This is a genomic window from Parasaccharibacter apium (genome assembly GCF_002917995.1).
GTDB classification, from domain to species: Bacteria; Pseudomonadota; Alphaproteobacteria; order Acetobacterales; family Acetobacteraceae; genus Bombella; species Bombella apis.
On record NZ_LMYH01000002.1, the window covers coordinates 1 to 21,107 of the forward strand.

21 protein-coding genes, 1 rRNA gene, 1 other RNA gene and 1 pseudogene are annotated in these 21,107 nt (G+C 60.9%); 15 read left to right on the forward strand and 9 right to left on the reverse strand.

Annotated features, from left to right (window positions below; genetic code table 11):
- The 6 genes from ASO19_RS00440 to ASO19_RS00465 all read right to left on the reverse strand — a co-directional run.
- Positions 1-157, reverse strand: a 16S ribosomal RNA gene (locus tag ASO19_RS00440); the annotation flags it as partial.
- A 347-nt stretch (positions 158-504) separates the two neighbouring features.
- The gene (locus ASO19_RS00445) at positions 505-1,320 is read right to left on the reverse strand and encodes a TIGR00282 family metallophosphoesterase (protein ID WP_043557959.1); all 816 of its coding nucleotides are present in this window, start codon (positions 1,318-1,320) and stop codon (positions 505-507) included.
- 10 nt (positions 1,321-1,330) lie between these two features.
- Complete coding sequence (locus ASO19_RS00450) at positions 1,331-1,900, reverse strand: 5-formyltetrahydrofolate cyclo-ligase (RefSeq protein ID WP_103765194.1); 570 nt, start codon at positions 1,898-1,900, stop codon at positions 1,331-1,333.
- Positions 1,901-1,914: 14 nt separating this feature from the next.
- Positions 1,915-2,074: non-coding RNA, 6S RNA (gene ssrS, locus ASO19_RS00455), on the reverse strand.
- 97 nt (positions 2,075-2,171) lie between these two features.
- The gene (locus tag ASO19_RS00460) at positions 2,172-2,564 is read right to left on the reverse strand and encodes a cell division protein ZapA (RefSeq protein WP_081563301.1); all 393 of its coding nucleotides are present in this window, start codon (positions 2,562-2,564) and stop codon (positions 2,172-2,174) included.
- A 5-nt stretch (positions 2,565-2,569) separates the two neighbouring features.
- Entirely contained in the window at positions 2,570-2,803 is a 234-nt protein-coding gene (locus ASO19_RS00465) for a hypothetical protein (protein WP_103765175.1), read from the reverse strand.
- A 128-nt stretch (positions 2,804-2,931) separates the two neighbouring features.
- Here ASO19_RS00465 and ASO19_RS00470 point away from each other — a divergent pair, with 128 nt between their 5' ends.
- Entirely contained in the window at positions 2,932-3,363 is a 432-nt protein-coding gene (locus ASO19_RS00470) for a hypothetical protein (protein ID WP_103765176.1), read from the forward strand.
- Positions 3,350-3,928 (forward strand): thiamine phosphate synthase, encoded by a 579-nt coding sequence (locus tag ASO19_RS00475; RefSeq protein WP_081563299.1) that lies wholly within the window; start codon positions 3,350-3,352, stop codon positions 3,926-3,928. The genes ASO19_RS00470 and ASO19_RS00475 overlap by 14 nt, the downstream gene beginning before the upstream one ends.
- A 10-nt stretch (positions 3,929-3,938) precedes the next feature.
- Here ASO19_RS00475 and ASO19_RS00480 read toward each other — a convergent pair whose 3' ends face one another.
- The 3 genes from ASO19_RS00480 to epmA are packed head-to-tail and all read right to left on the reverse strand — an operon-like array spanning position 3,939 to position 6,108.
- Positions 3,939-4,640 carry a hypothetical protein gene (locus ASO19_RS00480; RefSeq protein WP_103765177.1) on the reverse strand — a complete coding sequence of 234 codons (702 nt, stop codon included), beginning with the start codon at positions 4,638-4,640 and terminating at the stop codon, positions 3,939-3,941.
- 5 nt (positions 4,641-4,645) lie between these two features.
- Positions 4,646-5,050 carry a hypothetical protein gene (locus tag ASO19_RS00485; protein ID WP_103765178.1) on the reverse strand — a complete coding sequence of 135 codons (405 nt, stop codon included), beginning with the start codon at positions 5,048-5,050 and terminating at the stop codon, positions 4,646-4,648.
- A 56-nt stretch (positions 5,051-5,106) separates the two neighbouring features.
- Positions 5,107-6,108, reverse strand: coding sequence for an EF-P lysine aminoacylase EpmA (epmA, locus tag ASO19_RS00490; protein ID WP_258036096.1), 1,002 nt, complete (start codon positions 6,106-6,108; stop codon positions 5,107-5,109).
- 121 nt (positions 6,109-6,229) lie between these two features.
- On the opposite strand from epmA, the gene ASO19_RS00495 reads away from it, so the two are divergent.
- The 13 genes and pseudogenes from ASO19_RS00495 (at position 6,230) to ASO19_RS00555 (ending at position 21,049) form a co-directional block, all read left to right on the forward strand.
- Positions 6,230-7,294 (forward strand): lysine-2,3-aminomutase-like protein, encoded by a 1,065-nt coding sequence (locus tag ASO19_RS00495; RefSeq protein WP_043557945.1) that lies wholly within the window; start codon positions 6,230-6,232, stop codon positions 7,292-7,294.
- A 146-nt stretch (positions 7,295-7,440) separates the two neighbouring features.
- Positions 7,441-8,007 carry an elongation factor P gene (gene efp, locus ASO19_RS00500; RefSeq protein WP_043557943.1) on the forward strand — a complete coding sequence of 189 codons (567 nt, stop codon included), beginning with the start codon at positions 7,441-7,443 and terminating at the stop codon, positions 8,005-8,007.
- A 2-nt stretch (positions 8,008-8,009) separates the two neighbouring features.
- Positions 8,010-8,837, forward strand: a complete 828-nt coding sequence (locus ASO19_RS00505) for an inositol monophosphatase family protein (protein ID WP_103765179.1) — start codon at positions 8,010-8,012, stop codon at positions 8,835-8,837.
- Positions 8,838-8,934: 97 nt separating this feature from the next.
- Positions 8,935-9,660, forward strand: coding sequence for an OmpA family protein (locus ASO19_RS00510; RefSeq protein WP_052348880.1), 726 nt, complete (start codon positions 8,935-8,937; stop codon positions 9,658-9,660).
- On the forward strand, positions 9,657-11,201 hold the full coding sequence (locus ASO19_RS00515; RefSeq protein ID WP_103765180.1) for a MotA/TolQ/ExbB proton channel family protein: 1,545 nt from the start codon (positions 9,657-9,659) through the stop codon (positions 11,199-11,201). The genes ASO19_RS00510 and ASO19_RS00515 overlap by 4 nt, the downstream gene beginning before the upstream one ends.
- Before the next feature lie 2 nt (positions 11,202-11,203).
- Positions 11,204-12,172: a peptidoglycan -binding protein gene (locus ASO19_RS00520; RefSeq protein WP_043557940.1), complete on the forward strand. Its 969-nt coding sequence runs from the start codon at positions 11,204-11,206 to the stop codon at positions 12,170-12,172.
- A 78-nt stretch (positions 12,173-12,250) separates the two neighbouring features.
- Positions 12,251-14,053, forward strand: a complete 1,803-nt coding sequence (gene lepA, locus ASO19_RS00525; protein WP_043557939.1) for a translation elongation factor 4 — start codon at positions 12,251-12,253, stop codon at positions 14,051-14,053.
- Positions 14,054-14,056: 3 nt separating this feature from the next.
- The gene (locus ASO19_RS00530) at positions 14,057-15,448 is read left to right on the forward strand and encodes a glycosyltransferase family 2 protein (protein ID WP_103765181.1); all 1,392 of its coding nucleotides are present in this window, start codon (positions 14,057-14,059) and stop codon (positions 15,446-15,448) included.
- 14 nt (positions 15,449-15,462) lie between these two features.
- A complete protein-coding gene (locus ASO19_RS00535) occupies positions 15,463-16,809 on the forward strand; it encodes an NCS2 family permease (RefSeq protein ID WP_181005171.1) in 1,347 nt (448 codons plus the stop codon).
- Positions 16,810-16,996: 187 nt separating this feature from the next.
- Positions 16,997-17,242: pseudogene (locus tag ASO19_RS00540) on the forward strand (exodeoxyribonuclease VII small subunit); the annotation flags it as partial.
- A gap of 178 nt (positions 17,243-17,420) precedes the next feature.
- Complete coding sequence (locus ASO19_RS00545; protein ID WP_081563291.1) at positions 17,421-18,329, forward strand: polyprenyl synthetase family protein; 909 nt, start codon at positions 17,421-17,423, stop codon at positions 18,327-18,329.
- Between the two features lie 6 nt (positions 18,330-18,335).
- On the forward strand, positions 18,336-20,294 hold the full coding sequence (dxs, locus tag ASO19_RS00550) for a 1-deoxy-D-xylulose-5-phosphate synthase (RefSeq protein WP_103765182.1): 1,959 nt from the start codon (positions 18,336-18,338) through the stop codon (positions 20,292-20,294).
- Positions 20,294-21,049: a TlyA family RNA methyltransferase gene (locus tag ASO19_RS00555; RefSeq protein ID WP_103765183.1), complete on the forward strand. Its 756-nt coding sequence runs from the start codon at positions 20,294-20,296 to the stop codon at positions 21,047-21,049. Before dxs ends, ASO19_RS00555 begins: the two co-directional genes overlap by 1 nt.
- The last annotated feature ends 58 nt before the right edge of the window (positions 21,050-21,107 follow it).

Genomic DNA, 21,107 nt, shown 5'->3' on the forward strand with positions numbered 1-21,107 from the left:
GTATTAGCACCAGTTTCCCGATGTTATCCCCCACCTCCAGATAGGTTCCTACGCGTTACTCACCCGTCCGCCACTAACCCCGAAAGGTTCGTGCGACTTGCATGTGTTAAGCATGCCGCCAGCGTTCGCTCTGAGCCAGGATCAAACTCTCAGGTTCAATCCAGACCAACAGAAATAAAACATCCAGCTTAATTCAACGCATCAAACTTAAAGTCAGATACATCAGCTTCCGTCTTCCATCAGCCTTCACTAACGAAAACGCCGCCAACATATCCCTTCCAGTCTCTACTTTATAACCCATATTCTCTTGTCAATGACCACCCCAGCCGCCCCGAAACTTCCGCTCCAGCGCCGCCGGTGAATGGGCTTATACGCAGATCCCCCTCACCGCACAACCCCATCACACCAAAAAAATCAAAAAAAGTTACACCCCAAAAAACAGCAGAGGGAATGGACCCTGCGATCCACTCCCTCTGACGACCCAAACAATAGGATCATCCAACCTCAGAAATTCGGCATGGAAGGTAACAAATCTCCCCCCTGCCGGAACGGACAGACCCTGATGGCAAGGCCCGTCGCATCATCTGTCTCCACCATCAGGCCAGAGACAGTGGCCTTTCCACTCGCAGGCTGGAACCGTTCCGTCGGCACCTTCTTGAGCATCTTGCGAATGGCGTTCTCTTTTTCCATGCCAATCACACTATCATAGTCGCCACACATGCCTGCATCCGTCTGATAGGCAGTCCCGCCTCTCAGAATACGGTGATCGGCCGTTGGTACGTGCGTGTGTGTCCCGACCACGAGAGAGACCCTTCCATCATAAAGATGGCCGAATCCCATCTTTTCACTGGTTGTTTCTGCATGGACATCCAGAATGGCCGCATGGACGGTTCCCCCGAGACGATGCCGGGAGAGAATCGCCTCCACCGCCCGGAATGGATCATCCAGCGCATCCATGAAAACACGTCCCATTACATTGATGACCAGAACCTTCCGTCCACAGGGCAAGGTGACGACACAGCTCCCATGCCCCGGGGTTCCTTCAGGATAATTGGCCGGGCGGACAACAGCTGGAAGCTGGTCAAGCTGACCGATGAGGTCTTTGCGATCCCAGGCATGATTGCCCAGCGTGATCGCATCCACGCCACCATCAAGCAGATCCCGCGCGATCTGGGGAGACAGGCCGAATCCATGAGAGGCATTCTCTGCATTCGCCACAACCACATCCAGCGACAGCTCTTCCCGCCAGCCTTTCAGCCCACCAAGAACAGCCTCACGCCCTGATCGGCCAACAATGTCTCCCAGAAATAGCAGTCTCAATGTCTATCCTTCATTCTTTACTGATATGAATGACCTCACGCTCCGTCACGATGACTGGCAATCGATGGTCATGTTCATCCATGGGCAGGGCCTCCCTTTCCTGCGAGGACAGACCATACCCCACAAGAGCAGCCTGTGAGTGGAGCGGCAATGTCCTGTCATAATAGCCCCCCCCATAACCAAGCCGCCCTCCCTGTCTGTCGAACGCCACAAGGGGGACCAGAATGACATCCGGCGCCCACCGCCTACCTGTAGGGTGCTGCGTCCCGAAACGACCTTTCCGCATCGGCCGGTCATGCCGCCACTCCCGAAAGACGAGTGGCTGACCCCTGGGGGGAGTTTCCGGCAGAACCACACGATATCCCGCCCGACCAAGCTGCCGACACAACGGACGCAGGTCCGCCTCTCCAGGAAGGGGCCAAGTAGCAGCAATGACAGCTGGTTGCATCCGACGGAGATAGGCCAGAAGATTGGAAACAAGCTGGCGGTTCTGCCGGGGCAGGACAGAACGGCGACGGGCCAAGACTTCCTGACGGATCATCGCCTTGGTCTGATCGGAAGGAAGGGAAAGCAATGCCATGGAATCCATCACCTAGTGAAGCCGCCTTGGCCGTTGGTCTCATCAGCCCTCCCGGACCTGCTAGGGCAGGTGGGCACCGGTAATAACGTGACCACAGCCACGACAGAGCCAGTTCCCTTGGAAGTGCTTATCGGCCCAGAGGTTGATCTTGCCTGACGCACCAGGCAGCTCCGCCTCTCATATTGCACCCCTGCCCGGCGATAGACAAGCACTGGAGCCATGCTTTCTGCGGATTACAGCCACAGACAGAACCGATAGCCTCTACAGAATCTCATTCACCGGCCGCCGCCTCACCCGCAGCCGCTGCACTACCAGAAGGCCGAAGACCTTCTTCCACCCTGCTGAGCAGACTGGCCGCAATATCGGCAGCATCAGCCAGACGCCCTGCCGTCTGCTTGTAGGAGGCTTCGATCTGGCGGCTACGCTCTACCAGACTGCGCTCCTCATCCGTCATCTGCTTCTTTCGAGCCTCGTAAAGATCATCCGCCATGAGAAGCGATACCAGAAACATGGCCTCGCCATCACCACGCGGCCCCAATGTTCTGCGTACTTCCTCAAGACGCTGCGAAATGGAGGCGGCAAGCGCCTTCAGATGGTCTTCCTCACCATCCTGACAGCCAACCGTGTAGCTGAGGCCACCGACCGAAAGCGTTACCTGCGCCATGACCCTTATCTTTCCTCTTCTTCTGTTTCAGGAGACGCAGCAGCCCCGAGCGCCCCGGCATCCATCTCGAGAATTGTCCGCAGGCGGGCCTCAAGAGCATCGATCCTGTCCAGCAGGGCCTGCCTCATTTCCTTCTGTTCCGTACGCTCGGCTTCGGCCTGGATTTCCTGCTGCTCCAGAGCAAAACCAAGCTGGACAAGGGCAATTTCCAACCGTTCAAGATCCGGATTTTTCTGCATGACACTCAACTGCCTGTTCTCCTGCACTGACACCCCCACCTTCATGGCCTATGATGCACGTCTGCCATGGCAGGATTCCCCTGCACTCCCAACATGACCATCCAGCTGATTTCCCAGATAAAGCCAGAATGACCGATCTTTACAGTGCGTCAAGCACCTTTCCACCCTTTCCACGCCCCTTCATCACCATTTCCACCCGCCCTGCCCTCCTGAAGGCTCATCAACATTTCGCCACACGGCCCTTCACCATCCTCTCGCCCCTCCATGCCGGGGCAAGCCTGGGCGTAGACTGGTGGCTCCACCTCACCAGAGGATCTGAAGCCCCTTCCATTCTTGATTGCGGTGCCAGCGCCTCACTGGCCATCAGCGCCCTGCATGAAGGGATTGACGGAGTCGTTTGCCGCGATTTCCGTGCTGGACTCCCCGACGACATGAAACATCGCCTTTTCTCCAGCCGCCCAGAAGGTGACGTCATGCTGGACCTGCCTCTCTTCCAGGAGACGAAATGCTGGTCAACCAGCCAACAATCTGTCACATCTGACCCTCATGAATCACTGTGACCTCTACCCTGTCATCCCCTCACTTCCCGCCCTGACACAGCTTCAGGCGCAGCTTCCTCCCCTGCTGGCGCAAGAGGCCGTCACGGCTCTGCGGCTCTGCTTCGACAGGCCACCAGAGCGGAAACAGCTGGATGCCGTTCGTCAGATGGCCTGGGAAAGAGATGTCGCCCTGATTCTGGCTCCCGCCAACCTTGATCTGCTCCATGGTCTCTCCCTCAAGGAGAGCGATGGCGTCCATCTTTCCAGCCCGAAAGATGTCAAAACCTTTGCCGGACGCAGAGACAGACCGGAAGCGTTCCAGATCGGCTGCCATTGCCTGACACTGGATGACGCCATGCTGGCCGGGGAACAGGGAGCCGATTATGTCAGCCTGCCCGCCATCGGGCTGACAGCCCTGAAGCAGTGGAGCCTGTTTGCGGAACTGCCTGTCGTGGCCGAGCATGTCTGCACCACGGAAGAAGCCTTGGCGGCCACCCAGGCCGGAGCTGACTTTCTGGCCATCACGCTGGACCCGGCAGAGAATGGCCTGGACCATTTCACGGCCATAAGTGCAGCCATCCCCTGACGAAACCCTGTTACTGGTAGGGAAGGATTGAATCCACCATATACAGAACCCCGTTGGACTGCGGATAGCCATCACCGGCCAATGTCACGGTGCCATCTTTGCCGATGACTTCCACATTCCCGAAGGCCGTGGGCTTCAGGATCACGTCATAGCCGGGGCCGGCCAATGTCCGCACCTGTATGCTCCCGCCCCTCTTCGCCGCCTTGCGCCGGATTGTCGGCATGTCCCAGTGCCCCACAAGAATCATCTGGCCAATGAAGCCTGTCAGATAACCATGCCCCGTTGCCCTCATGAGGTCCGGCCTGACCTCATGCTTGAAGGCTTCAAACGGCCCATTGGGAACAGCCAGCACGGTATGATCCTTCTCTCCCTCAAGAATGGACCAGTATCCCGCCCTTATGACGGCAGCCTCAAAATCGGCCAGCTCAATGGCACTGGCCAGATTGTCGCTCAACGGCCTGTCCTCAAAAGAGAAAGCAGGCGGCATGTGGTACCGGACCTGCGGATTGGGAGGCGCATCCGGTGCGGCAGGCCGGTATGTCGCCTGAATGCTTTTCGCCTCGGGCAAGGCCTCCGCATGGGTTGAGCCATGTACGTCAACAGGATCCTGCCGGACCACCCGATGGCCAGAACAACCCACCAGAACGGCAAGAACCATACAGGACAGACCCAGCCTCACGGACAGAGCCTGTCCTCCAAAAGAGCTACGCATCAGGCTCAACATCCTCCCCCATACAGCTTCCATCCCACAACCTTGTCTCCCACAACCTCAAATGTCGTCTGACAGGTAGCGCTGTAATAGCTCGGGGGAATGTTGATGCCCCCCCAGCCGCCACCATAGCCGTACCCGTATCCACCGCCCCAGCCCCAATCCCAGCTGGAATAGCCCGGCGAAACCTGCGTCTGTGTCTCGATATAAGAGAGGAAATTGTGCCCCTGTACATCGTAGGTACGGGCCGGAACCCCAAACCGCCGCAGCAGTTCAACGGTTGACTGACCAACCATGGAATCCAGAACCTTTGGCCGCTGAAGGGCCGGGACCGTACACCCGCCCAGCAGCATGACAGCCCCAAGGACCAGCCATGCCCGGCGCTTTCCCGAACCATTCACATCTCGTTCCATATTCCTCCCCCTGTTCCGCACGCCTGCACCCTGAAAACAGAAAATTCCGCTCCGCCTCAGCTTAACCAAAGAATCTCCTCAAGACGAGGGGCACCCGTTGCCAGCATCACGAGCCTGTCGAAGCCCAGTGCAATGCCAGAAGTCGGCGGCATGTCGGCCAATGCCTCAAGAAAAGCTTCATCCAGCGGCCAGTCCTGCTCTGGTGTGATCTGCATCCGCCGTGCCCGGTCCGTTTCAAAACGCTGGCGCTGCTCCTGCGGGTCCGTCAGCTCCTCGAAGGCATTGGCCAGCTCCAGCCCGGCAGCATACAGCTCGAAACGCAGGGCCACCCGAGGATCAGCCGGATCACGCTTTGCCAGAGCCGCCTGTTCGGCAGGCCAATGCGTCAGAAAGGTCGGTCGCTCCCGCCCTATATGCGGCTCGATCCTTTCCAGAAGCAGGCGGAAGAACAGGTCCTCCCAGCTTTCTCCCTCCCGCAGCGCCACCCCGGCCTCACGGGCCAGACGGTCGGCATCCCCGGCACTGGCCAGCAGGTCCACCCCGACATGGCGGGCAAAAGCCTCCTGCATCGTCAGGCGTTCAAAAGGCCGGTCCAGCTCCAGCATGACATCCCCATGAGAGAGACGGGGCGGCAGGACACGACGCAGCAGGTCCTCCGTCTCATCCATGAGGGACGACAGCCCGGCACCGGGACGATACCATTCCAGCATGGTGAATTCCGGCATGTGGGTCGCACTCCGCTCCCCGTTGCGCCAGACACGGGCCAGCTGGAACAGGGGCTGCCCCGTGGCCGCCACCAGACGCTTCATGGCAAATTCAGGACTGGTATGGAGGTAACGGACCTCGTCCGTGCCATCAGGACGTTCCAGAACCGTGCGGAAACAGCGCAGATGCACCTCTTCCCCCGGGGCAGGAACGGCATAGGGTGTCTCGACCTCCAGATACCCCCTGCCCTCAAAGAAGGCCCGCACGGCCTGCACCATCCTGGCACGCCGGCGCAGCAGGGGCAGGCGCTCCTGTATCCGGGCTGTCATCTGTGTTGCGCTGGAACTCTCCATGACCGTTTCCTTCCACCCTCATCCGGCGATGCCGTTCCCTCCCTATAGGCCAGAGGCCCCGCACGGCACCATAGGCAGAGTTTTCTTGCAGGACGACGCGGCCTTTCGCTAGAGCAACCTCATGCACGATACCGCCTCATCCTCCCCGTCAGGCAGAACCCTCCGCAGCACACAATCGCTTCTCGAGGCGAAGCTCATCACGCCGGAACAGGCCCCGGCACTGGAGGAGGTGGCCAGGCATTATGCCACGGCCATTCCCCCCGCCTTCCAGCGGCTCATCACCAGCCCGGATGACCCGATCGCCCGGCAGGTCATTCCCGATGCCCGGGAGCTGCGGACCATGCCCCATGAAAGCGAAGACCCGATCGGTGATGAGGCCCTCTCCCCTGTCCCAGGCATCGTGCATCGCTATGAAGACAGGGCCCTGCTCAAGCCCCTGCTGGTCTGCCCGCTCTACTGCCGCTTCTGCTTCCGGCGGGAGCATGTAGGGCCCGATGGCGGCCTGCTGGGAGAAGAGGCTCTGGAAACCGCCTTCCACTGGATAGAGACACATCCGCAGATACGGGAAATCATCCTGACCGGGGGCGACCCGCTGATGCTCTCCCCCCGCCGGATGCAACACATCATCCAGCGCCTGTCCTCCATCAGTCACATCGACATCATCCGCATCCACAGCCGTGTTCCCGTCGCCGCCCCGGAACGCCTGACCACGGCGCTTCTCGACGCCATGGAGACTGACCGTGCCCTCTGGATGGTTGCCCACATCAACCATGCCCGGGAGCTGACGGACGAGGCCCGTGTGGCTGTCCGGCAGATGCTGGGCCGGGGCATCCCCGTCCTGTCCCAGTCCGTCCTGCTGCGGGGCGTGAATGACACGACGGAATCGCTGGAGGCCCTCCTCCGTGCCCTGATCGCCGCCCGCATCAAGCCCTACTACCTGCATCACCTCGATTCCGCCCCCGGCACGGCGCATTTCCATGTGCCGGTGGAGGAAGGCCGTGCCCTGCTGGAAAGCCTGCGGGGCCGGGTCTCCGGGCTGGTCTGGCCGACCTATGTCGTGGACATACCGGGCGGGAAAGGCAAGGTTCCACTCGGGCCGGATTATCTCGTCTCCACCCCGGCCGATGAAAGCTCCGGCTCCTCGCAGGCACGGGGACCGGACGGAAAGCCTTACCCTTTTACCTAGAGTGTACAGAGGGAGCTTGCGCCCGCCCCACCGACGCGGCTAGAAGTCTCCCTGAAGTTCATCAGAGAGTTTCCGCTTCTGCCCTGCCTGCATGGCCAGAAGCCTTGAGCAATACCCGATCTTTTGCATGTACATCAGGAGCTGACATGAAACAGCAAGCCAACCTCATCCGGGCCGGGCAGGTCATCGAACATAACGGCCGCCGCTGGACCGTCCTCAAGCAGCAGATTCTGACCCCCGGCAAGGGCGGTGCCTTCATCCAGGTGGAGATGCGCGACCTCGCCAGCGGCAACAAGAGCAACGAGCGGTGGCGTACGGCCGACACCGTCGAGCGTCTCGTCACAGAGGACAACGACTACATCTATTCCTACATGGATGGCGACAACATCGTCCTCATGGACCCCGAGACGTTCGAGCAGACCATGCTGCCGAAGGACATCCTTGGCGATCAGCTCCCCTTCCTTCAGGACAACATGACCATCAGCGTCAAGCTGGTCGAGGGCGACCCGGTGGCCGTCACCCTGCCGCCGCAGGTCACGCTGGAGATTGCCGAGGCCGACCCGGTCGTCAAGGGCCAGACGGCCAGCTCCTCCTACAAGCCTGCCGTGCTCTCCAACGGCGTGAAGGTGATGGTGCCTCCTTTCATCGAGGCCGGTGAGCGCATAGTCGTCCGCACGGAAGACGCCACCTACGTCGAGCGTGCCAAGGACTGATCATGCGTCTTTCTCCCCATATGGCTGTCATGCAGAACACCGCGCAGAAAGCGGCGCGGTCTCTCCTGCGTGACTTTGCCGAGGTCGAGCAGCTCCAGGTCAGCATCAAGGGTCCGGGAGACTTCGTCTCCCAGGCCGACATGCGGGCCGAGAAGACCATCCGTGAAGAACTGGCCCGTGCCCGTCCCGGCTATGCCTTCCTTATGGAAGAGAGCGGGGCCTCTGGCGGTGACAACTGGACATGGCGCTGGATTGTCGACCCGCTGGACGGCACCTCCAACTTCCTCCACGGCATTCCGCACTGGGCCATTTCCATCGCCCTCCAGCGTCGTCATCCGAATGGGGACGTCGAGCTGGTGGCCGCCGTCGTTTACAACCCGGCCTCTCATGAGATGTTCTGGGCCGAGAAAGGCATTGGTGCCTTCCTCAATGACCGGCGCATCCGTGTCTCTGCCCGGCGCAAGCTTTCGGAAGCCATGTTTGCCACGGGGATTCCTTTCGCCAAGGTACCGGCCCAGTACCGCATGCCTTTTGGCCGCGTGCTGAGCAGCCTGATGCCCAAGGTCGCTGGCATCCGCCGCTGCGGCGCTGCCGCCCTGGACCTCGCCTGGCTGGCTGCCGGCCGCTATGAAGGTTACTGGGAGCTGGGCCTGAAGCCGTGGGACTGTGCCGCAGGGCTGCTGATTGTCCGGGAGGCCGGTGGCCATGCCACGGATGTTGAGGGCAACGACCTCGGTACCCTTGATGATGATGTCCATGTCGTCGCTGGCAACCAGCACTTCCATGCCCCCCTGCGTGAACTGGTGCACAGCGCCCTCACGCAGGACTGAAACATCATTCCACCATGACCGGGGATGGAGCCGTGTTCTCTGCTATGGTACCGCCATAAAGATTGCAGGATGCGGCTCCTCCGCATAGGATGCAGGCATGAAAAACCGGCTGGCTTCCCTCTTCCCTCTGCTTTGCACGCCTCTCGTGGCGGGGCTTCTGTGCGCCCCGGCGGTGCGGGCCCAGGTTTCCACGAATCTGGATGCCCTCCCCGAGGCTGCACCAGCAACCCAGACACCCCGGCAATCCGCCCGGCAGGAAAATCGCACGGTGACCCATCCTGCCCCCGTACCGCAGGCCCCGCCCGTACCGCCGGGATATACCCGGGTTCCCAGCATTGCTGCTGAGGCTCCCAAACCGACAGTCATCACCCCACCAGAATTCCCTGTCATCCTGCACCCTGCCGTTCCCGCAGCGGACGTCCAGCCCGACGGAAGCAGCCACAGCCATACCGAGCCGCAGGAGGCGGACGCCCTGCGCATCCTGTTCGACACCGGCAGCACCGGCCTGAACGCCACAACCATCGAGTCCATCCGCCATTATGCGGAGACCATGGCCCCGAAAGCAGACACACGCTTCGTACTCCGCAGTTATGCCACGGTGCCCGGCAGCGACATCTCTGCACCCCGCCGTCTGGCCCTCTCCCGTGCCCTGGCCGTGCGTGGCCTGCTGGTACGGAGCGGCATTGCCACGACACGCATCTATCCCATCGCCCAAGGGCGGCCAGACAGTACCGACACCGCCCCTGCGGACAGGCTGGACATCCTCCCCGAAGCCAACCCCTCTCCTTCAGACAGTCCTGAAAAAGGAAACACGGCACCATGACGCGCCCGACCCGTTATCTCGTCCGTATCGTTGTTTTTCTGCTAATCATCATGGGGCTGGCCTTTGCCCTGCGGGATGTGCTGGTCCATGCCTTCATGGTCAATCCGGGACTGGACGGTGTCATCATCGCCATCCTGCTGCTGGGCATTCTCTGGAACCTCCATCTGACCATCCGGCTCTTTCCTGAAGTCCGCTGGGTCAACATCCTGCGCCAGCCACGAGCCGGGCTGAAAGTGCCGGAGCCGCCCCGGCTTCTCTCCCCCATGGCCCGTGTCCTGCGGGCACGGCGGGATGAGAATCCCGGTCTCTCCCTCTCCACCCAGACCACACGGGCCATGCTGGAAAGCCTGGAAGCCCGCATGGATGAAGGCCGGGAGATTTCCCGCTACATCACGCAGCTTCTGGTCTTTCTCGGGCTGCTGGGCACGTTCTATGGGCTGATTCTCACCGTACGTTCCGTGGCAGATGTCATCAGCGCCATGCCTTCCGGCGGGGCGGACATATCCACCATGTTCGAGCACGTCAAAACAGGACTGGTCAAACCGCTCGGTGGCATGTCCACGGCCTTCTCTGCCTCCATGTTCGGTCTGGCGGGGTCGCTCATTCTCGGCTTCCTCGACCTGACATCAGGACAGGCGCAGAACCGTTTTGCCAATGAGATCGAGGAATGGCTGGCTGACCAGACCTTTCTCGAAAACCCGGAAACAGGACCTGAGAGCCCCGCAGAAGACAGACTGGCCACCATGGAAGCCTGGCTGCCACGTGTGCAGGACTTCATGCGGCTCACGACGGAAAATGTGGCCCTGCTCCAGCAGAACATCACCATCCTGCGCCGCATCCTGGAGGTGGACGGAGAGGACAACGCCAAGATCATTCTTGGCCTGCGCGCCCTGAACGAAACCATGCACAAGCTCTATGCCGATGGTGCCTTCCACAAGGACCAGTCCGCCATTCTCGGCCAGCTGACCAGCATGAATGAGACCTTCCGCAAGGGAGCTCCAGCGACGCAACATGACACATCCCGTGAAAATCAGGGGTCTCTCATTGAGAGACTGACGCGCATCAGCGAGAATCTCCTGCATCATCGTGAAGCAGCCGCTCAGCCTCATGATAAAGTCCTCCGTGAAGGGCAGGCCGCCATCATCGAGAAGCTGGCGGAGATCCGTGAAGCCCTGCCTCATGAACGTGAAACCACATCCCATCAGCATGATGAGGCCATCCGGGCTGGACAGACGCACATCATTGAGAAGCTGACAGAAATCAACGAGACCCTCCGCAGCCATCAGGCACCCCCTGCCGCCCCTGCGCAGGACCTCTCGCAGCTCCAGCAGATCCTTCAGCAGATCGAAGAAGGGAACCAGGCCACACTGCGGACCATGAAGGCCCTGAGCAGCAGCGTCAGCCAGCGTCACTTCGAGGATCCGGCCATCACCCAGCTGCTTCAGGACATGGAAAGGCAGCTGCTCGGCCTGCGTACCGATATCGTTTCCCTTGCCAGAAGTGAGAAAAGCCCCTTCATCTCCCGGCGTGGGGAGGGCTGACCATGGCCCGCCGCCGTCACCGCTCCGGCTCCATCAATGCCTGGCCGGGCTATGTGGACGCCCTCTCCTCCCTGCTGATGGTGGTCACGTTCGTCCTGCTCGTCTTCGTCCTCGGGCAGGAATTCCTCTCTGCGACCATCACCCAGAGAGAACACGCTCTGGAAAACCTGAAGCAGGAGCTCACCCATCTCAGTGACATGCTCTCCCTCAGTGAGGCAAAGGTCAAAACGCTGAGCAGTGCCGAGCAGGAACAGCGTGCCATGGTCGCCACGCTGAAGAGCCAGCTTGATGAGCGACAGCATCAGCTGGACGACATGCAGACCCACTCAAAAGAGGTCGAAAGCGCCCAGCTTGGCAGCATTGCCGATCTCTCATCGCAGATCACCGAGCTGACCCGCCAGCTCCAGGCCGTCTCCAGTGCCCTGGAGATTGAAAAAAAGAACGAGGTGGACAAGGATGCCCGCATCGCCGAGCTGGGGCAGAAGCTCAACATCGCCCTCGCTGACAAGGTCAACCAGCTTCAGCGTTACCGTTCCGAGTTCTTTGGCAGACTGAGGGATATTCTCAAAAATCAGCCGGGAATCTCCATTGTGGGCGACCGCTTTGTCTTCCAGTCCGAGATTCTCTTCCCCAGTGGCAGCGCAACTCTCACCCCGACAGGCCAGAAACAGCTCCTCACCCTGGCCCGTACGTTCCGTGAGGTGGCGGCCACCATTCCGTCTGATGTCCCATGGATTCTCCGTGTTGATGGCCATGCGGACCGCAAGCCGATCCGCTCCACTTTCCCAAGCAACTGGGAGCTGTCATCCGCCCGTGCCATTACGGTCGTCAAAACACTGATCACCAATGGGGTGGACCCGCATCACATTGCTGCCACGGCATTCTCCGGCTATCAGCCACTGGACAATGGCTCAAGCCCGGAAGCTCTGGCCCGCAACCGACGGATCGAGTTCCGCCTGACAGACCGCTAGCCCCCTTCACCCGTGGCGGGGGCCTCCCCGCCACCACACATGCTGACAGAACTTTCAGAATCACCTAATTAGGGCGTCATGACCGACACACCGCTTCACCTCATCCGCAATTTTTCCATCATCGCCCATATCGACCATGGCAAATCCACCCTGGCCGACCGGCTGATCGAAGCCTGCGGCGCCCTGACTGCCCGTGAAATGAAGGGGCAGGTTCTCGATTCCATGGAGCTGGAGCAGGAGCGGGGCATCACCATCAAAGCCCAGACTGTCCGGCTGACCTATCCCGCCAAGGATGGCAACGTCTATACGCTCAACCTCATGGACACGCCCGGCCATGTGGACTTCGCCTACGAGGTCAGCCGTTCCCTCGCCGCCTGCGAAGGGTCCCTGCTGGTCGTGGATGCCTCACAGGGCGTCGAGGCGCAGACTCTGGCCAACGTCTATCAGGCAATTGACGCCAACCATGAGATCGTCCCCGTTCTCAACAAGATTGACCTCCCGGCCGCTGAGCCGGAACGTGTCCGTGCCCAGATCGAGGAAGTGGTCGGCATCCCGGCAGATGATGCCGTGGAGATCAGTGCCAAGACGGGCCTGAACATCGAAGGCGTGCTGGAAGCCCTCGTCCAGCGCCTGCCTGCCCCCAAGGGTGATGCCGAGGCTCCCCTCCAGGGGCTGCTAGTGGACAGCTGGTACGACAGCTATCTCGGCGTCATCATCCTTGTCCGCATCAAGGAAGGCCGCCTGAAGCGGGGCGACAAGATCCGCATGATGCAGACCGGGGCAACCTATCATGTCGACCAGGTCGGCGTGTTCCTGCCCAAGATGCAGCCGGTCGATTCCCTTGGCCCGGGGGAAATGGGCTACATCAATGCCGCCATCAAGACCGTGGCGGACTGCAATGTCGGTGACACCATCACGCTGGACAACCGCCCGGCGGAAAAGGCCCTGCCCGGCTTCAAGCCCTCCATACCGGTCGTCTGGTGTGGTCTCTTCCCTGTCGATGCCGACGATTTCGACAAGCTGCGCACCAGCCTCGGCAAGCTGCGGCTCAATGACGCCTCCTTCCACTTCGAAGCGGAAACATCGGCTGCCCTCGGCTTCGGGTTCCGCTGCGGGTTCCTCGGGCTGCTGCATCTGGAGATCATCCAGGAGCGTCTCTCCCGTGAGTTCAATCTGGACCTCATCGCCACCGCTCCCTCCGTCGTGTACAAGATGCACATGAACAACGGCGAGGTCGAAGAGCTGCACAACCCGGCCGACATGCCGGAGATCAGCAAGATCGACTATATCGAAGAGCCGTGGATCAAGGCCTCCATCCTCGTGCGGGACGAGTATCTGGGGTCCGTCCTCACCCTCTGCACGGAACGTCGTGGCGTCCAGATCGACCTGACCTATGTTGGAGACCGGGCCATGGTCGTGTACCGCCTGCCCCTCAACGAGGTGGTGTTCGACTTCTATGACCGTCTGAAATCCCTCACGCGGGGTTATGCCTCCTTCGAGTATCAGATGGATGGTTACGAGGAGAGCGATCTGGTCCGCATCTCCATCCTCGTCAATCACGAGCCAGTGGATGCCCTGGCTTTCATCGCCCACCGTACCGTGGCCGAGACACGGGGCCGGGCCATCTGCGCCAAGCTGAAAGACCTCATCCCCCGCCAGCTCTTCAAGATCGCCATCCAGGCCTCCATCGGCTCCAAGGTGATCGCCCGTGAGACGCTGGGGGCTCTCTCCAAGGATGTCACGGCCAAATGTTATGGTGGTGACATCTCCCGTAAACGCAAGCTGCTGGAAAAGCAGAAAGAGGGCAAGAAACGCATGCGGCAGTTCGGCAAGGTCGAAATCCCGCAGAGCGCCTTCCTCGCCGCCTTGAAGATGGACTGACCCATGCCCCGGACCGCCGCCCTTCTCTGCGTCCACAATGAAGCCAACAGGCTTGGCTGGTGGATCGCCCACCATATGGCGGCGGGTTTTTCGGCCCTGCTCATCTGTGACGACCATTCCACCGATGGTACGCAGGACATCCTGACCCAGGCAGCCCGCAACTACGACATCCGCCTGCTGACAACGGACCGCCAGGAAACAGACAGCCTGCACCGCCATCAGGATGCCCTGCTGACCATGCTCCAGCAGGAGGGCGACCATTTCGACTGGATCATCCAGCTGGCCGTGGATGAATATTTCACGCCTGATGGCGGCTCCGTGAAGGCGTTCCTGACCGGGATGGAGGCAGAACTGGGGGCAGAGACCTTCCAGAAAACCAGTCATCTCCCTGTCAACTGGTGCCTGACCGGCCTTGGCCAATGGGCCCACAAAACCCTTGATGGGCAGATGCCCCATCCACGGGCCCTCTTTCAGACCCACGCCGACAGCAATTTCCCGGACAGCCGGGTCACACGGTCTTTTTTCCGTCCTTCCAGCAGACAGGGCCTGCCAGACCCGTTTGCCCATATCCATGCAGCGCCGGACTGGTCCGCTGCCCGCATCCTGCATGATGCTGCCACCAGCAGCCACACACCGCAGATGCGCCGCCACTTCGACCGCAGCGAACAGTTCTACGACAAAGGGCAGGCTCTCCTGCCCCAGACGCTGGATATCAGCGCCCATCTCCTTCAGGGCCTGATCCTCGGTGCCTGTTACGCCATACAGAATGGACAGGCCCCTACCTCCTCCACCGGGGCACCTCCCCCCGAGACCGCCTGCCGCTTCAACCGGTTCCATCTGCACCGCGACGGACAGCGGCTTGCCCTGAACAGGGACAGCCGCATGACAGGCTTCCACCCCCTTGAGGAACTCCGGGACAGTCCCACGCTGATACCGCTCTGCCTCATCAAGCCGGAAAGCCCCGTACCGGGAATGGAAAATCGGGCATGGCTGTATGCAGACCGTCCGTCTGGCCTCCCATACCTGCCCGCAGCAGCCCCTGCCTCCACCTGTTTCCCGACCCTGCTGGACTGCCTGCCACTCCATCTCCAACAGGATGACGAAGCTGTCAGGCTCTCGCTCCGCCCGACAGCGTTGGCTTTCCCCGATGACGCCCCCATAACCCTCGTCCCCGCAGAGACCTCCTCATTCTCCAGGCTGGACCCCGTGGAAAACGCTCTCCAGCACTTTACACTCCATGGTTTTTCAGCCGCTGGACTCCATGAAGCCATACGGCAGGGCCGGTGGCTCTCACCATCCGTCATCGGGGCTCTCTATGCCCAGCTGCCAGAGCAGGAGGCCCTTACACTCTTTACCCCCCTGCTCTACCGGCTCTTCCACGACTGGCCCCGCTAGACATCCCCTCTTTCATGAAACATGACGCCGTGATCCGCTCTTCCCTTGACCATTTCTTCCAGATCACCCGGCGTCACTCAACAATCCCCCGTGAAATCAGTGCCGGACTGACCATTTTTGGCTCCATGGCCTATATCATGGCCGTCAATCCGGCTGTTCTGGCAGGTGCCGGACTGGCCCGCCATGACATGATCATGACCACCATCGCCGGTGCCGTAGCCGGAACACTGCTCATGGCCCTATGGGCACGGCTGCCCATAGCCCTGGCCCCCGCCATGAGCAGCAATGTCCTGTTTGCCCAGGTGGTCGTTCAGCAGGCCCATGTCTCACCCTCCACGGCCTTCACGGTCGTCCTCTTCAGCGGGATGTGTTTCACGCTCCTCTCGCTCACACGGCTTCGCCTGAAAATCATACAGAGCTTTCCACCCTGCATCATACTGGGCATCCAGACAGCCATTGGCGCTTTCATCGCCCGGATCGGTCTCATCTCCGCCGGAATCGCCGTCCCATCCGCAGGCGGGCTTGGTTTTGCCTCCCTCTCGCACCCGGCCGTGATCCTTGCCCTAGCTGGGGTGATGTTCTGCCTGCTGCTCCAGCTTCTCCGTATTCCCGCAGGGCTGCTTGTCACCATCATGGTCCTGACCCTTGCCGGCCTTGTCGTCCCCGGCCCTGATGGGCAGCCCCTGACCCAGCTTCCCGGCCACCTGATTGACTGGCCCCATTATCCGGTCAACATGCTTGCGCCCTTCGACTTCCATGAATTCTTTCAGCATCTCGGGCTGCTGCTGCCCATCACGCTCTATATCCTGCTCAGCGATTTCTTCGATGCCACAGGAACGATGCTGACAGTGACACGACAGGCTGGGCTCTGCGGCACCCGAGAACAACCCGACCTGCCTCCCCGCGCCTTTGCAGCGGACGGAGCAGCCAGCATCATCGGGGCCCTGCTTGGAACCTGTACCGTTTCCGCCTATCTGGAAAGCCTGACAGGCGCCGAAGCCGGTGGCCGTACAGGCCTCAGCGCCCTTGTGGTCGCCCTGCTGTTTGCCCTCTCCTGTTTCTTCTGGCCCCTGATAACAGCCATCCCCGCTCTGGCAACAGCCCCTGTACTGGTCTTTGTCGGAATCATCATGCTCAGCAACCTGACCGAACTGCCCGACAATCTGGAAGAGTCCTTCCCACCCCTCTGCATGGTTCTGCTGACGGTCGTTACGGGCAGTTTCATGCTGGCCCTTGCCTGCGGAATGCTGCTCTATACGGCCATGCTACTCATCAGACGGGCATTTCACAAAGTTACACCTGTCATAATTTGTCTTGATATAATTTTTCTCTGTTACATGATTCTGCAGGGGCGGTTTTAATGAAACTGTAAGACAAAAGCCCTGATGTTCCTCGATAAAAAACGTTAAAACAGGGTTGCCACTCTCCCGGAAAAACATCACGGCGCTCCGTGATGTTCCCCGACGGGCAGGATGAGGGCTGGAAAAAATCTCTCCATCCCTGTAATGCCCTGTAAGTTTCATGATCTGAACCCCGGCTGGATAGTTCATGCCCGACCCTACGACGACACAGACAACACCGCTGCACCAGCTTTCTTTTGAAAACGCCCTGGCCGAACTTGAGCAGATCGTCCGCGGGCTGGAAAGCGGCCAGATGAAGCTGGAAGACGCAATCTCCGCTTATGAGCGCGGTGCTGCCCTGCGCCGCCATTGTGAGGAAAAGCTGGGAGAGGCAGAAATGCGTGTGAAGGCCATCGTCCAGAAGGCTGATGGCTCCCTGTCGGAAGAACCTCTGGAAAAGGCAGAACAGCCTGCCCCACGCAGAAGGGCCAACGCCAGCCCCAGGAGGCCATCACCCGCCCCAAAGGAAGGCTGGTCTTCCCCGCCGCCTCATCTGGATGATGAGATTCCATTCTGATGAATCATTGCCTGCACACACTTACGACAGCCACCTTCCGCAAGGAGACTTCCCGATGACCGACAGCCACGCCCTTCCCCTCAAGGATGCCCTCCGCCAGGCCTGTCGTGAGATCGAGGCCAGCATTGATGCTCTCCTGCCGCCAGTGCCGGGTGATGAATCCCTGCTGATCGACGCCATGCGCTATGCCGCCCTGAATGGCGGCAAACGGCTGCGAGGATTCCTCGTGCTGGAGATCGCAGCCCTTTTCGGGGCATCCCGTGAAGCCGCCCTGCGTGTGGCTGCCTCCGTCGAGTTCCTGCACGCCTATTCTCTCGTCCATGATGACCTGCCTGCCATGGATGATGATGACCTCCGCCGGGGCCAGCCTTCCACCCACAAGAAATTCAATGAGGCCTTCGCCATCCTCGCTGGTGATGCCCTCCAGACCAGTGCCTTCGAAGTCCTGCTGGAAGACGCCACAAGTGCAGACCCCACCATCCGGGCCGAGCTGGCGCTGGCACTGGCCCGTGCCTCCGGCAGTGCAGGCATGGTGGGCGGTCAGGTCATCGACATCCGCGGGGAAGGCAAGGCTCTTCCTCTCGAGAAGGTCAAACGCCTTCATGCCATGAAGACAGGTGCCCTCATCCGCTATGCAGCAGAAGCCGGGGCCATTCTGGCAGGGCTCAAGGCCGATGACCCACGCCGCCAAGCCATCGTCCGCTACGGAACCGACCTCGGCACGGCCTTCCAGGTGGCTGATGACATTCTGGACACTACCGCCAGCACCGAAGAACTGGGCAAAACGGCAGGGAAAGATGAAGATGCCTGCAAGTCCAACTACGTCTCGCTGCTTGGCATCGAAGGGGCCCGCAAGGAGGCCCTGCGCCTGAGCGAGCAGGCCCGCCAGTCCCTTTCCTTTTTCGGCCCCCGTGCGGATACGCTCCGTGCCCTCGCTGATTATTTCGTTGAACGCAGGAACTGATTGTTCATGAGCACGTCTTCCTCCATCCCTACTCTGGGCCGTTATCCTCTTCTGGATCGGGTAAGCGTACCGGCGGACATGAAAAACCTGTCCATCGAGCAGCTCACCACCCTGGCCGAAGAACTCCGCTCGGAGACCATCAATGCGGTTTCCACCACGGGTGGGCATCTGGGTGCCTCCCTCGGCGTGGTCGAGCTGACGGTCGCCCTCCATGCAGTGTTCAACACACCGGATGACCGGGTGATCTGGGATGTCGGCCACCAGGCCTATCCGCACAAGATCCTGACCGGCCGCCGTGAGCAGATCCGCACGCTGCGCCAGCCGGGCGGTCTCTCCGGCTTCACCCGCCGGTCGGAAAGCCCCTACGACCCCTTCGGTGCGGCCCATTCCTCCACGTCCATCTCTGCTGGACTGGGCATGGCTGTTGCCCATCACCTCTATGCGGAGGACCATCCTTCCTACCGGGAACGGAATGTCATCTCCGTCATCGGGGACGGGTCCATCTCCGCCGGCATGGCCTATGAGGCCATGAACAATGCCGGGGCCATGGGTGGCAAGGGGGCGGAACGGCTCATCGTCATCCTGAATGACAATGAGATGTCCATTGCGCCGCCTGTCGGGGCCATGTCCAACTATCTCAGCCGCCTGATGTCCTCCCGCCGCTTCCTCACCCTGCGGGACATGGCGGGCAAGCTTGCCAAACGGCTGCCCTCCCGCATTGAGCGCACAGCCAAGCGGGCCGAGGAATATGCCCGTGGCATGATCACCGGCGGCACGCTGTTCGAGGAGCTGGGCTTCTATTACATCGGCCCGGTAGATGGACACGACATGCACCAGCTCGTCCCCATCCTCCGCAACCTGCGGGATGCCGAGGACAAGGGACCCGTCCTGCTGCACGTCATCACGGAAAAGGGCCGTGGCTACAAACCGGCCGAGGCCGCCGGGGACAAATATCATGCCGTCGCCCGCTTCGACGTGGAAACCGGCAAGCAGAAAAAAGGGCCTGCTGGTCCCCCCACCTACACGGATGTCTTCTCCCGCGAGCTGCTCCACCGGGCCAACCAGGATGACAGGGTGGTTGCCATCACGGCAGCCATGCCGTCCGGCACCGGGCTGGACAAAATGGCCCAGCAGCATCCTGACCGCTATTTTGATGTCGGCATTGCCGAGCAGCATGCCGTGACCTTTGCCGCCGGGATCGCCAGCGAAGGGATGCGCCCCTTCTGCGCCATCTACTCCACGTTCCTCCAGCGGGCCTATGATCAGGTCATGCATGACGTGGCCCTCCAGAACCTGCCTGTCCGCTTTGCCGTGGACCGGGCCGGGCTTGTCGGTGCGGACGGCGCAACCCATGCAGGCTCCTTTGACCTGAACTATCTCTGCTGTCTGCCCAACATGACGGTCATGGCTCCCTCTGATGAGGTGGAGCTGCTTCACATGACGGCCACGGCATGGGCGCATGACAGCGGACCAATCGCCCTGCGTTATCCCCGTGGGGCTGGTCTGGGCCAGAAACTCCCCGATGAAGGGGAAATTCTGGAAATCGGCAAAGGCCGCATCATCCGCTCCTCCGAAGGAGAAGGCGTGGCCATCCTTGCTCTCGGCCCCCGCCTGCACGAGGCCCTGAAGGCCGCCGAAACGCTGGCCAGGGACGGTATTGCCGTCACCGTGGCCGATGCCCGCTTCGCCAAGCCCGTTGACGGTGCGCTGATCGAATCCCTCGCCCGCCAGCACAGGGTCTTCATCACCATTGAGGATGGCGCACCGGGTGGGTTCAGCACGCAGGTAGTGCAGCATCTGGCCGAAACTGGCCTGCTTGATCAGGTCCGTTTCCGCCCCATGGCCCTGCCGGATACGTGGATCGACCACAACACTCCTGCGGCCCAGTACGAAGAAGCGGGCCTGACAGCCCGTCACATTGCCGATCTGGCCCGCAAGGCCTTTGATGGCAAGGCTGGGGCCTGATGGCCAAACGCCGTGCGGACCAGCTCCTTGTGGACAGGGGGCTGGTGGAGACACGCAGCCGGGCACAGGCCCTCATCATGGCCGGGCTGGTCTATGCCGGCCCGCATGGTGACAGGCCCGTCAAAAAAGCAGGGGATCAGCTCGCTGAAGACATGCCCCTGACCCTGAAAGGGCAGGACCATCCCTGGGTCTCCCGTGGTGGGCTGAAACTGGCCCATGCACTGGAACATTTCCCCCTCTCTGCGGAGGGAAAGATCGCCGTGGATGTCGGAGCCTCAACGGGCGGCTTTACCGACGTGCTGCTCCAGAATGGAGCGGCAAAAGTCTATGCCGTGGATGTCGGACACGGCCAGCTGGCCTGGAAGATACGCTCCGATGGCCGTGTGGTGGTGCTGGAGAAAACCAACGCCCGCCACCTGAATGCCGAACACATACCCGAGGCCCCGGACATCGTCGTCTGCGATGCCAGCTTCATCAGCCTGAAAACCGTTCTGGCTCCGGCCCTTGGCATGGCAAAAAATGGGGCTTGGGCCGTGGCCCTCATCAAGCCGCAGTTCGAGGCAGGCCGGACCGACATCGGCCCCAAGGGGGTCGTACGGGACCCCGCCGTGCATGAACGTGTCTGCGAGGAAATCCGGGACTGGTTTGCCAGCCTCCCCGGCTGGACCATCCTTGGCCTGGTTCCCAGCCCGATCACCGGGCCCGAAGGCAACAGGGAGTTCCTCATCGCCGCCCGCAAGGACGCCATCGGGTAAGCCCACCCTCGCCCCTCACTTTTCTGACCCGGAAACGGGTTCCCATGCTATAGCCACC

Coding starts and splice junctions, on each gene's coding strand:
- ASO19_RS00485 (WP_103765178.1), bottom strand. CDS start 5,050: ATGGAACGAGATGTGAATGGTTCGGGAAAGCGCCGGGCATGGCTGGTC.
- ASO19_RS00480 (WP_103765177.1), bottom strand. CDS start 4,640: ATGCGTAGCTCTTTTGGAGGACAGGCTCTGTCCGTGAGGCTGGGTCTG.
- ASO19_RS00460 (WP_081563301.1), bottom strand. CDS start 2,564: ATGGCGCAGGTAACGCTTTCGGTCGGTGGCCTCAGCTACACGGTTGGC.
- efp (WP_043557943.1), top strand. CDS start 7,441: ATGAAACAGCAAGCCAACCTCATCCGGGCCGGGCAGGTCATCGAACAT.
- ASO19_RS00475 (WP_081563299.1), top strand. CDS start 3,350: ATGAATCACTGTGACCTCTACCCTGTCATCCCCTCACTTCCCGCCCTG.
- ASO19_RS00450 (WP_103765194.1), bottom strand. CDS start 1,900: ATGGCATTGCTTTCCCTTCCTTCCGATCAGACCAAGGCGATGATCCGT.
- dxs (WP_103765182.1), top strand. CDS start 18,336: ATGAGCACGTCTTCCTCCATCCCTACTCTGGGCCGTTATCCTCTTCTG.
- ASO19_RS00495 (WP_043557945.1), top strand. CDS start 6,230: ATGCACGATACCGCCTCATCCTCCCCGTCAGGCAGAACCCTCCGCAGC.
- ASO19_RS00515 (WP_103765180.1), top strand. CDS start 9,657: ATGACGCGCCCGACCCGTTATCTCGTCCGTATCGTTGTTTTTCTGCTA.
- ASO19_RS00555 (WP_103765183.1), top strand. CDS start 20,294: ATGGCCAAACGCCGTGCGGACCAGCTCCTTGTGGACAGGGGGCTGGTG.
- ASO19_RS00545 (WP_081563291.1), top strand. CDS start 17,421: ATGACCGACAGCCACGCCCTTCCCCTCAAGGATGCCCTCCGCCAGGCC.
- ASO19_RS00510 (WP_052348880.1), top strand. CDS start 8,935: ATGAAAAACCGGCTGGCTTCCCTCTTCCCTCTGCTTTGCACGCCTCTC.
- ASO19_RS00535 (WP_181005171.1), top strand. CDS start 15,463: ATGAAACATGACGCCGTGATCCGCTCTTCCCTTGACCATTTCTTCCAG.
- lepA (WP_043557939.1), top strand. CDS start 12,251: ATGACCGACACACCGCTTCACCTCATCCGCAATTTTTCCATCATCGCC.
- ASO19_RS00465 (WP_103765175.1), bottom strand. CDS start 2,803: ATGCAGAAAAATCCGGATCTTGAACGGTTGGAAATTGCCCTTGTCCAG.
- ASO19_RS00505 (WP_103765179.1), top strand. CDS start 8,010: ATGCGTCTTTCTCCCCATATGGCTGTCATGCAGAACACCGCGCAGAAA.
- ASO19_RS00520 (WP_043557940.1), top strand. CDS start 11,204: ATGGCCCGCCGCCGTCACCGCTCCGGCTCCATCAATGCCTGGCCGGGC.
- epmA (WP_258036096.1), bottom strand. CDS start 6,108: ATGGAGAGTTCCAGCGCAACACAGATGACAGCCCGGATACAGGAGCGC.
- ASO19_RS00470 (WP_103765176.1), top strand. CDS start 2,932: ATGACCGATCTTTACAGTGCGTCAAGCACCTTTCCACCCTTTCCACGC.
- ASO19_RS00530 (WP_103765181.1), top strand. CDS start 14,057: ATGCCCCGGACCGCCGCCCTTCTCTGCGTCCACAATGAAGCCAACAGG.